We start from the raw sequence: 9,527 nt of genomic DNA, 5'->3' as shown, positions 1-9,527 counted from the left end.
TTTCCTTTTGGGAAATCAATTACCGGGCTGGACTCAGTTCGATCCGGGCGGACACCTTCGAGGGCGCGCCGATGTCCTCCAGCCGCAGGGTCTGGATCGTGTAGCCCCAAGAGGGATGCGCCGAAGACAGCCATGTGGCGAGCCGCACAAAATCGACACTGTCGAAGCGCAGGGCAATCACCCCGCCGCTTTCTGTGCCAATGCTGGTCAGGGCACCGCGCAGGTTGGCGGCGATCAGACCTTCCTCGATCCCGGAAAGACCAATCGGCTCATAGGCCTGATCGGGGATGACGGACTGCGCCAAACCCTGTGCTTCCCCCGCGCGGGCCGCGACCCAGGCTTGCAGGGCAACCGCCTCTTCGCGGTCAGCCTCTGCCGCCTGCCGGGCCTCGTAGAGTGGCAAAAGCACAGCAAAACCGATGCCAAGCGGCAGGGCGACCCCGGTCATCAGCCCCAGAAGCCCGCGTTCGCGCGGGCTGAGGCGCAAGAGCATGTCGAGCAAGGAGCCGCTCATTCCACGGCCTCCGCAGGCGCAATCGCGAACTCTGTGCGCACGCCGGTTTCCCCGTCTTCCGTGCGGGAATCGCGCAGATCAACGCGCAAACCGCCCGCCCGCAGGGCGTCAGCCAGACGATCACCCGCTGCAAAGTCCGGCAGACGCGCAATCAGCCGAAGGTCTTCGCCGCTGCGATAATCAAGAAGCTCCGGCACAATCCGCGCGCCGGTCAGCACCAGTGAAACGTTGTGCACCAGATCCAGCGCGTCCATGGCCTCGCCATCAACGTCCTGCCCCGCTTGCAGATCGGCCAGCGCGCGGCTGACCTGAAGGCGCGCATCCAGAACCGGTGCGTTGCCGGTGAAAACCTGTTGCACCATGGACGTCGTCGCTTGCGAGACGGCCTGCGTTTGCCGCTCTGTCCGGTCCAGCTCAAACCACTGCAACCCGGCCCAGAGGCCGCCTGCCAGCAGGGCCGCAACGGCGGTCCAGCGCCACGGCAGCACCCGGCGGGCGAGACGGGCGCGGGCGGCCATCGGGTTCTTGCGCAGATCGCAAGCCAGCTCGCCATGGCCAAGGACCACGGGTTTGCTCCCCTTTGCCTTGGTCAGCGCCTTTGCATCGGTGAACACCGGGACATTGGCTGTTTCTGCCAAAGCCTCCAAGCCGTCCGGTAGATTGCCCGGCGCATAGATCGCCTTTGGCAAATCCTGCGTAACCAACGCCTGTCGGAGCGCGCTCAGCGCCAATGCGGGCTGGGCGGTCAGTCCATCGGATGGACCAAACCGGATCATCACCTGCGGATGGCCGTCCGCCTCGACCTCCTGAACCGTCCAAAGACCCGGTGCGGTGGGAAGGGACAGGTAGTCCGGCAGCACCGCGCGCCCCGGCTCATCGCGCAGCGTTTCAAGCCAGGCCTTGTCAGCCGCGATCACGCGAGACCACGCTTCCCCGGATTTTTTGGCTTTGGATTGGACCGAAAAGGGGCGCATGGCGATCTGCTCCGCGCGCAGGCCGAGCCGATCCGACAATTGCCGCTGCGCCACCTGTTCGCGCGCCTGTCCACGCAGCCGATCCGGCAGGTCCAGCGCCACAAGCGGCACGGCACTGCCCGGCACCAGTACCACCTGACGCGCGCTGGCACGTTTGCCCCCGAGGCGGACAAAGCCGGAGCCGTCGTCTGACTGCGCTGTGTTCTGGCGTGTCTTGGCCACGGGTCCTCTCAAAGCGCGATCCGAAAAGACAGGGCCTGGAATCGGCCTGACATGCGCGCAAAACGGCTCATCCTTGCCGCCGCAGCATGCACCGCCGGGCGGGCCAAGTTCAATGGTTCAAACGATTTCATGGCCGAAACGTCATGGCCCATGTGACTTTTACCTTCGCGGGGACGCCTTCGCGGCTCAGTACGGTCACCCGCCGCGCCATGCGCCCGCGCACTTCGGCGCTGGCATCAAGGCGGAACCAGTCGGAATGCACCGAAATTGTGCGTTCCAGCTCTTGCTGCCGTTGTTTCTCCTCCAGCTCCTGCGCCTCGCGTTCCTCCTCGGTCAAACCGTCCGTTTCGGCCTTGTCGTCGTCTTCTTCGGCCAGTCCGATCTGACGCAGAAATTCGATCCGGGAGGGGAAAGGCTCCTGCCTGCGCTTGACCATCAGCCGGGCCATTTGCGCAGGGGGCACTTGCGGGAAAAACGCGCTGAGCACCTCTTGCGGGGCGGTGTTCACGTTGAGCTGCGAGACGCCCGGCACGGCGGCGATGTAAGGCAGAAGCCGCTCCAGACTGCGCTCTGACAGGCCGGGAATCTGTCTCAGCTGTCCAAGGTCCAGAATGGCCCCGCCGCGCGGCTCCAATGGTGGATCAAGCTGCCGCCAGCCTGCGCGGTCACGCGGCCCGCCGGGCTGGAGAAAGTCGCGAATGGCCGAGCCAGCCTCCGCGCCAACACCCAGCCGGGTGAGCAGCCGGTCAAAAGCTTCGTCGGCCAGAACCAGACCGGGAATGGCAAGCCAGTTCACGTTGTAGCGCCCCTGCAGGTCTTCGAGCTGTCCGGTCACCTGTCCCTGCGCCAGCGCGACCGGGGGTAGCGGTTGTGCCCAGTCTTCGCCCGCATGGTCGATGCCATTGGTGTCGCGGGCCAGCGAGGTGATCGACAGCGCCTCAAACGCATCGAGGTTAAGCGCCAGCTGATCGGCGGCCAACCCGGCCTCAAGCCGGGCCTGACCGGCTTCGGAGCGGGTCAACAGGAAGACTGCAACAGCGCTCAGCGCGGCCACGATGACCAAGGCATTGACCAGAACAAAGCCGCGATCCGTCCTCATTGCAGCCGCTCCACGATGGGAATCGCGCCGTAGTCGCGGGTTATCAGGGTGATTTCCAGGCCCAGCGGCAAGCCGCTGGAATAACTTGAGGCAATGAGCGCTCCTTCGTCGCCGTCTACCGCCTGGTCTTGTGTGTTGGATGGCACGCGCAGACCCTCGACCCAGCCGACATCCGGCAGATAGCTGCGCAGCCGCAGCGCGTCGACGCCTTGCATCACCGGCTGGTCCGGGGTGGGGCGCACGGTGGCGGCTGGGGTCAGCGTGGGCCATGTGCGACGGATCAGCGTACCGTCTTCGATGCGCCAGCTGACGCGGCTCAGAGGAATGTCGTTGTCGCCGGTCAGCATCCCGCGCTGTCCGCCGACGGACAGGCCAAGCTCACCGGACTCAAACAAAATTGCGGACTCGGCGTAGGAAACATCCGGCGCAAAGAACAGCATGGGGATGGCGGCGGCCATATCCGCGCGCAGCAGGCTGGTCGCTTCGGCCAGCGCAGCCGCGTCATCGGAACGGGCCGTAATTCCGTTGCGCATCCGCAGCATCCCGGTCAGCGTTTGCGCGCCCATGATGGCCACCAGCGCAAAGATCGCCATGGCCACCACCAGCTCGATCAGGCTCAGGCCCTTGTCCCCTCCGCCGCGCCCGTTCACAGCCCGGCCCCCGGCAGGTAGACCACCAAGGACGCGCCTTCGCCGCTTTCGGTCCGGGCGGTCACGGTGGCGCGGATCAATCCGCCTGCGGTGCGTTCGGTCTCTGTCACTAAGGTGATCAAGCTCTCGCCAATCTGCGTGCTGGCGGGCAAGGTACTGAACAGCGGGGCGGCAAGACGCAGTTCCTCGGCCCGGTTCATGGCTGCGATACGCGCCAGCAGGCGGGGCATTTCACCGCCCACCACGCGTGCGGATTGATCGGCGGCGCGCAGGGCGGCGATGCTGCCGATCGACAGCACAAGAATGGCAACCGCCAGTTCGACCAGCGTCAATCCCTTGTCGGAACGGCCCCGCTTCAGTCTCCGGAACATGTCAGCCCCGTCCAGCCGTCACTTTCGCAAAATCCACTGGAGCCAAAGGCGACGCGAAAGGCGTTGGTCTGTCCATTCGCCAGAAAAACCAGATCCGGCGCAGGCACGCCCGGCGGCGCGGTACGGTCAGCGGACAGCGACACGCGGCCTCGCCAGCGCTGCAACTGTCCGGGTTTTTGCCAGCCCGACAGGTCCTTGGTCACGGACCGTAGCCCGCCCGGAGCAATGTCCAAACCCATGGTTTGCTGGCCAAGCACAGCCATCTGCCGTGCGGTTTCATAGCGGCTCTGGAACAGGGACATGTCGCTTTGTTGCTGGCCGGTCCCGCGCGAGACGGCAAGGCTCGCGCCGACGGACAGAACAGAGATGATCGCAACGCTGACCAGAAGCTCGATCAGCGTGAAGCCGTCGTCTTTCGCGTCAGGCGTTACTGCACGGTCCATGAACCGATGTCCGCATCCGCGCCCGATCCGCCCGCAACACCATCCGCGCCATAGGAAAACACGTCAAACTCTCCGTGCACGCCCGGTTCAAGGTATTGATAAGGCTGCCCCCAGGGATCCACGGGCATCCGGTCCATATAGCCGTTGGCGGCATAGTTGGCGGGCACCGGATCGCTGGTTGGCTTGTCAACAAGCGCAGACAACCCCTGCGCGGCGGTTGGATACCGGAAATTGTCCAGCCGGTAGAGATTGATGGCGCTGACGATGGCGGCGATGTCCGATTGCGCCCGCGCGGCGCGTGCCTGATCCGGGCGGTCGATGACGCGCGGCACGATAACCAGTGCGAGGATCGACAGGATCACCACGACAACCATCAGTTCCAACAGCGAAAATCCTTCGTCTCGGCGAGAAGGGTTCGGGGCGGTCTGGCAAGGAGTCGGGGTCATGGTACGCTTTCGTCTGAATGGGGGTATGATAAGGTGGCTTTCAAACTTTTGTCCATTCCTCGCACCAAGTCCCCCCGGATGACCAGCCCCGAAATCGACACAGTGACCCAAGCCGCGCTGCTCATCATCCTGTCGCCCTTTATCGGCTCGCACCTCGGGGTGCTGGTGGATCGTCTGCCGCGCGGGGAAAATGTGGTGACCCGTCCGTCTGCGTGCCGTGCCTGCGGCACCCGGCTTGCCGCGCGCGATCTGATCCCGATTTTGTCGTTTGCCCTGAACGGCGGGCGGTGCCGTAGCTGCCGGGCAGCTCTGCCCGCATGGCTTCTCTATATCGAAATCGCCGCACTGGGTGTGGGCGTCTGCGCGGTGGCCTCTGGGGCGTCAGGTCTGACCCTCTGGCTGACGGCAGGGTTTTTGTGGGTGCTTCTGGCACTTGGGTTTGCAGACGCGCTTTGGATGCGCCTGCCTGATGTATTGAACGCGATGCTGTTGGTGCTGGCCCTGGCTCTGGCCTGGTTTGCCGGATCCTTGCAGTTGGCGCTGATCGGTGCCTGCCTCGGCAGCGGGGCCTTTTTCCTGATCCGCGTTCTTTATCGGACCTTGCGGGGGCGCGAAGGGCTTGGGCTCGGGGATGTCAAACTGATGGCTGGCCTCGGAGCCTTTGCCGGGCCGTTCGATCTGCCGCTTCTGGTCCTGATCGCCTCTCTCGGCGGGTTGATCGCGGCGCTGGTTCTGCGCGCGGGGCAGATCAGAGCAGATCAGCGATTGCCGTTCGGTGCTGCCCTTTGCGCGGCGGCGGCCGTGCTCTGGGTTCTCCGGGCTGGCGGGGCGATATAGGGTCAGCGTTGCAATCGAAGCACCCTGACTCTAGGCTCCGCCTGACGCCGGGTCGATTTGCCCGAATGCGTCGCACCAAACGATCGAGAGACCCATGCCTTTTTCAAAGTCCGTATTGCCTCTGACCCTTCTGCTCGCCCTGTCTCCGCTGCCCGCACTGGCACAGGAAACCGCGCAAGAGCCGCTCACCATGACCCAGATCGAAGCAGCCTGGGCCGCCGGAGATTTTGTGACGGTTCGCGAAGGTCTCAAAACTCTGGCGGAAACCGAAGGCACGCCTTTCGCCATGTACCGCTATGGACGGGTGTTGATCGAAGGGCGGGGCGGTCCGGCGGACTTGATGGGCGCGCGTGACTGGCTGGAGAAAGCCTCGACGGCCAATCAGATCGACGCCATGGTTCTGCTTGCCCGGCTCTACCTCAGTGGCGCGCAGGGCGGGCCGGAGCGCAATCCTGAACGCGCCGTGAGCTTGCTCAAGAGTGCGGCAGCGCGAGGCAACTCAGAGGCGCAGTATTATCTTGGCCTGCTCTATGCGCGCGGCACCGGGATTACGCAAAGCGCCGAGGATGCGGTGACATGGTTCCTGGCCTCCGCCGAAAACGGCAATGTGTCCGCGATGTTCGAACTGAGCCGCGCCTACGCGCGCGGCGTGGGCGCAGAACAGAACACCGAGCAGGCCGTGCGCTGGCTGACCGAAGCCGCTGCTGGCGGCCATGCGGAAGCGCAGTACTTCCTGTCTTTCGCGCTCGATAGCGGTCAGGGCTTGGCGCAGGACAGGGCGCAGGCGGCCAATTGGCTGCGCCGCTCTGCTGAAGCTGGCTTCATTCGGGCTCAGACCGCTTTGGGGCGGAAGTACCTCAAGGGCGATGGGCTGGAGCAGAACCTGGGCGAAGGTCAACGCTGGCTACAACAGGCGGCAAACAGTGGTGACATGACGGCCATGACCGATCTTGCCGATGCCTTTCGCGGCGCCAACGGGGTAACACCGAACCCGGCATTGGCGATGCAGTTTTATTCGCGCGCCGCCGATGCCGGGTATCCGCGCGCCATGCTGGGAATGGCCCGCCTGCTCGAAGACGGGTTCGAGGGGCAGCCGGGGGATATGGAGAAGGCGGTCGAGTATTACCGCAAGGCGGTTGAGGCCGGCAGCGAAGAGGCGATTTTGGTGCTTGGCCAGCGCGCTGGAGAGGGCAAACTCGATGGCTTGCTTGCCCCGCACCGCGCCGTACCCTGGGCTATGGCCGCCGCGCAGAACGGCGATGAAGCCGCGCTTGCCTGGCTCAAAGCGCGCTCCGACGAAGGGCTGCGCCCCGCGCGCACGGCGCTTGCGCTCTGGTTGCTGGCTAACGACGGCGATCCTGCAGAAGCATCGGCTTTGCTGACCACGGCGGCTGAGGCGGGAGATGTTGTTGCACAGCATCAGCTTGGACTGGCCTACATGAAGGGCACCGGGGTCGAGCAGGACTATATCACGGCGCACAAATGGCTGAACATTGCGGCCGCTGGCGGCAGTTCTGACGCGTTGGAAATGCGCGGGATCGCTGCCGATCTGATGACCGCCGAACAGGTTGCCGAAGCGCAGACCGCCGCGCGCCAGTTCTTTGAACAGGCCCGCCCGCCGGCGCAGGCCACAGGAGCAGGCGAATGAGCCGCAGGATTGCGTCCACGCTGGCGCTGATCCTGGCCCTCTCGGCAAGCCCTACCTTGAGTGAAGAAGGCAACCGCTGGCAGTCGGCCCCGTTGAATGAGGTTCAGACAGCTGCGACCGGCGGCGATGTGTCTGCGCAATTCGCGCTTGGCCTGCGGCTTGAGAACGGGGAAGGGGTTTTGCAGAACTACGCCTCTGCTGCGGCATGGTTTACTAAGGCAGCGGAGCAGGGCAGCGCCGCAGCGGCGCACCGGCTCGGCCAGTATTACTTTACCGGCATCGGTGTCGATCAGAACCGCGCGGCAGGGCTTTCATGGCTCGCCAAGGCGGCACAAACCGGCGAAGCGCGGTATTTGCATGACTATGGCACGGCGCTGGAAACCGGCAGCGAAGACCCGGCAGATTTTGCCCGCGCCGCCGAAGCTTACGCAAAAGCAGCTGAGCAGGGGTTTGAGGACGCATCCGTCAGTCTCGGCGTCCTGTACCAGAACGGCAAAGGCGTCGCGCAGGACCTGCTCCGCGCCAAAGCGCTCTATGAAGGCCCGGCGGAACGCGGCCATGCACGAGCGCAGAACAACCTCGGTCTGCTTTATGTACGTGGTGAGGGTGTGCCGCAGGATTATGCGCGGGCCGTTGCCTTGTTCGAGTCAGCCGCATCGCAGGGGTTGGACGTGGCCCTGCGCAATCTCGGGGTCATGTTTGAAAACGGCTTTGGCGTGGATCAGGATGAGGCCCGCGCGCATGAGCTTTACCGCTTGGCAGCCGGGGACGCTCAAGCGCCCGGCGCGCCCGCAGGGCTGCCCCGCGTCGTCTTTGATCCGCGTATCCTGCCGCCAGACATGAGCGAAGAGGGCATGGCCAAGATCCAGAACGGTGTGCGCGCGCGCGATCCACTGGCGCTGTTTTCCGCCGGATGGATTCTGATGCAGCTCGAAAACCCGGGCTTCGCCGACATCCAGCAGGCGGCTCAACTGTTCAATGCAGCGGCGCAGGCCGGGAACCCGGCGGCCATGACCAACCTTGCCCTGATGTATTTCGAAGGCCGCGTGGTGCCGCAGGACTATGCCACCGGCTACATGTGGCTGGTGTTGGCAGGCACGGCCGGTTTTGATCAGGCTTTGGATCTGAGCGCCGCCTTGGCCAGCCGGATGACACCCGGCCAGATCGCAGAGGCACAGAAGATGGCCGAAGCCCGCGTTCAGCAGTAGGTCAGAGCGTTTTCAGCGTCTTGCGAATTTGGCCCAATCGCCCGGCAAGCGAGCCGATCGGATCGAGATCCGGATGGTCCTTGATCACCGTCGCCAGAGCTTTCTCGGCGCCTTTGAGTTGCTCTTTCGCGCCGGATTTCTGCCCTTCGGCAAGCAGTTCCAGCGCCAGTTCGTGCTGCGCCGTGCCTTGTACGGACAAAGAAGAGGCGCGCGCCTTGCCGCTTTGGGAGGCGGCCAGATTGGAAGCAATGCTTGCGGCCTGCGCGTAGTTTCCGCTGCGCAATTCGGCATGGGCATATTCAAGCTGCAGTCGCGAAGCCAGCGGTCCGGCTTCCTTGATCAGCGCGAGATACTGGCGTTTGGCACGATCATACTGACCGTTCTCAAGCGCATCACGGGCCACGGCATATTTCGCCTTGAAGCTGCCGCCGGAAACGGCCGTTTCGTCACAACTGCTCAACGCCAGCAGTGCCACACCGGCAAAGCCGGCCCGGAGGATAGAGGTTACCTGCATGTCTGCTCTCTTTTACGCTTGTTTCTTGTCGCGTATTATCAAAGGAGTATAGGCAATACGGGTCCATGCGTCTACGGCGCGGCGGGCTGAACACTGATTTGGGCGGATTTGATGCGCGTCTTGGCGTGGATTGTGACCTTTGCGCTACTGGCTTTCGCCGGGCAAACGGGGTTTGCGCTCTGGACGGCTGTGAATGCGCCCGAGCCGGAAGTGGCCTTGGCGGCTGTGCCGGACGGCGATACCGGAACGGCAGAACCGGCCCCGCCAGTCCCGCCACGCGGCTGGCCCGCCGTCTTTGGCGAGCCGCAGCCGCCCAAGCCGCCCAAGCCGCCCGCACCACCGCCCCCGCCGCCGCCGCGCGAAGAACCGCAACCGCCCAAGCCCCCCAAACCGCCGCTCGAGACCTTGGGCTATGAGCTCAAGGGCATGGTGCAGATGGAGGATGTGACCTGGGCGATGATCAACCACGCCACCGGCGAACAGCTTGTCAGGCCCGGTCATATGCTGCGCGACGGTATTGAAGTTGTGCGCATTGACGACGCGGGCGTCTGGGTCTCCCGCGACGGCGATGCACCCGAGTTGCTGGAGTTCGTCGAGTAAC

At 64.4% G+C, this 9,527-nt stretch carries 12 protein-coding genes; 4 read left to right on the top strand and 8 right to left on the bottom strand.

Features of this window, described 5'->3' with window-relative positions; genetic code table 11:
• Positions 1-19: 19 nt before the first annotated feature.
• The 7 genes from gspM to gspG all read right to left on the bottom strand — a co-directional run bounded on the left by gspM (position 20) and on the right by gspG (position 4,719).
• Positions 20-514 (bottom strand): type II secretion system protein GspM, encoded by a 495-nt coding sequence (gene gspM, locus E4662_RS02435; protein WP_136439671.1) that lies wholly within the window; start codon positions 512-514, stop codon positions 20-22.
• Complete coding sequence (gene gspL / locus E4662_RS02430) at positions 511-1,710, bottom strand: type II secretion system protein GspL (protein ID WP_136439670.1); 1,200 nt, start codon at positions 1,708-1,710, stop codon at positions 511-513. Before gspL ends, gspM begins: the two co-directional genes overlap by 4 nt.
• A 127-nt stretch (positions 1,711-1,837) precedes the next feature.
• On the bottom strand, positions 1,838-2,809 hold the full coding sequence (gene gspK, locus E4662_RS02425; RefSeq protein WP_136439669.1) for a type II secretion system minor pseudopilin GspK: 972 nt from the start codon (positions 2,807-2,809) through the stop codon (positions 1,838-1,840).
• Entirely contained in the window at positions 2,806-3,459 is a 654-nt protein-coding gene (locus tag E4662_RS02420) for a type II secretion system protein GspJ (RefSeq protein ID WP_136439668.1), read from the bottom strand. The genes gspK and E4662_RS02420 overlap by 4 nt, the downstream gene beginning before the upstream one ends.
• Complete coding sequence (locus tag E4662_RS02415; protein WP_136439667.1) at positions 3,456-3,830, bottom strand: type IV pilus modification PilV family protein; 375 nt, start codon at positions 3,828-3,830, stop codon at positions 3,456-3,458. Before E4662_RS02415 ends, E4662_RS02420 begins: the two co-directional genes overlap by 4 nt.
• Complete coding sequence (locus E4662_RS02410) at positions 3,815-4,273, bottom strand: pilus assembly FimT family protein (protein ID WP_136439666.1); 459 nt, start codon at positions 4,271-4,273, stop codon at positions 3,815-3,817. The genes E4662_RS02415 and E4662_RS02410 overlap by 16 nt, the downstream gene beginning before the upstream one ends.
• Positions 4,258-4,719 carry a type II secretion system major pseudopilin GspG gene (gene gspG / locus E4662_RS02405; protein WP_136439665.1) on the bottom strand — a complete coding sequence of 154 codons (462 nt, stop codon included), beginning with the start codon at positions 4,717-4,719 and terminating at the stop codon, positions 4,258-4,260. Before gspG ends, E4662_RS02410 begins: the two co-directional genes overlap by 16 nt.
• A gap of 78 nt (positions 4,720-4,797) precedes the next feature.
• Here gspG and E4662_RS02400 point away from each other — a divergent pair, with 78 nt between their 5' ends.
• From E4662_RS02400 to E4662_RS02390, 3 genes are all read left to right on the top strand, one after another.
• The gene (locus E4662_RS02400; RefSeq protein ID WP_136439664.1) at positions 4,798-5,556 is read left to right on the top strand and encodes a prepilin peptidase; all 759 of its coding nucleotides are present in this window, start codon (positions 4,798-4,800) and stop codon (positions 5,554-5,556) included.
• Between the two features lie 94 nt (positions 5,557-5,650).
• On the top strand, positions 5,651-7,204 hold the full coding sequence (locus E4662_RS02395) for an SEL1-like repeat protein (RefSeq protein WP_136439663.1): 1,554 nt from the start codon (positions 5,651-5,653) through the stop codon (positions 7,202-7,204).
• Positions 7,201-8,412: a tetratricopeptide repeat protein gene (locus E4662_RS02390; protein WP_136439662.1), complete on the top strand. Its 1,212-nt coding sequence runs from the start codon at positions 7,201-7,203 to the stop codon at positions 8,410-8,412. Before E4662_RS02395 ends, E4662_RS02390 begins: the two co-directional genes overlap by 4 nt.
• A 1-nt stretch (position 8,413) precedes the next feature.
• On the opposite strand, the gene E4662_RS02385 is transcribed toward E4662_RS02390, so the two are convergent.
• Positions 8,414-8,926 carry an outer membrane protein assembly factor BamD gene (locus E4662_RS02385; protein WP_136439661.1) on the bottom strand — a complete coding sequence of 171 codons (513 nt, stop codon included), beginning with the start codon at positions 8,924-8,926 and terminating at the stop codon, positions 8,414-8,416.
• Between the two features lie 111 nt (positions 8,927-9,037).
• Here E4662_RS02385 and E4662_RS02380 point away from each other — a divergent pair, with 111 nt between their 5' ends.
• The gene (locus E4662_RS02380; protein ID WP_136439660.1) at positions 9,038-9,526 is read left to right on the top strand and encodes a hypothetical protein; all 489 of its coding nucleotides are present in this window, start codon (positions 9,038-9,040) and stop codon (positions 9,524-9,526) included.
• Position 9,527 lies beyond the last annotated feature (1 nt).

It is taken from the genome of Pacificoceanicola onchidii (assembly GCF_004804335.1).
GTDB classification, from domain to species: Bacteria; Pseudomonadota; Alphaproteobacteria; order Rhodobacterales; family Rhodobacteraceae; genus Pacificoceanicola; species Pacificoceanicola onchidii.
Note: the sequence above shows the minus strand (reverse complement) of the source record. Positions and strands in the feature narration are given on the sequence as shown.

What these genes read in the sequence shown, in the direction of transcription:
- gspM (WP_136439671.1), bottom strand. Translation starts at nt 514, where the DNA reads ATGAGCGGCTCCTTGCTCGACATGCTCTTGCGCCTCAGCCCGCGCGAA.
- gspK (WP_136439669.1), bottom strand. Translation starts at nt 2,809, where the DNA reads ATGAGGACGGATCGCGGCTTTGTTCTGGTCAATGCCTTGGTCATCGTG.
- E4662_RS02415 (WP_136439667.1), bottom strand. Translation starts at nt 3,830, where the DNA reads ATGTTCCGGAGACTGAAGCGGGGCCGTTCCGACAAGGGATTGACGCTG.
- E4662_RS02410 (WP_136439666.1), bottom strand. Translation starts at nt 4,273, where the DNA reads ATGGACCGTGCAGTAACGCCTGACGCGAAAGACGACGGCTTCACGCTG.
- gspG (WP_136439665.1), bottom strand. Translation starts at nt 4,719, where the DNA reads ATGACCCCGACTCCTTGCCAGACCGCCCCGAACCCTTCTCGCCGAGAC.
- E4662_RS02400 (WP_136439664.1), top strand. Translation starts at nt 4,798, where the DNA reads ATGACCAGCCCCGAAATCGACACAGTGACCCAAGCCGCGCTGCTCATC.
- E4662_RS02395 (WP_136439663.1), top strand. Translation starts at nt 5,651, where the DNA reads ATGCCTTTTTCAAAGTCCGTATTGCCTCTGACCCTTCTGCTCGCCCTG.
- E4662_RS02390 (WP_136439662.1), top strand. Translation starts at nt 7,201, where the DNA reads ATGAGCCGCAGGATTGCGTCCACGCTGGCGCTGATCCTGGCCCTCTCG.
- E4662_RS02385 (WP_136439661.1), bottom strand. Translation starts at nt 8,926, where the DNA reads ATGCAGGTAACCTCTATCCTCCGGGCCGGCTTTGCCGGTGTGGCACTG.
- E4662_RS02380 (WP_136439660.1), top strand. Translation starts at nt 9,038, where the DNA reads ATGCGCGTCTTGGCGTGGATTGTGACCTTTGCGCTACTGGCTTTCGCC.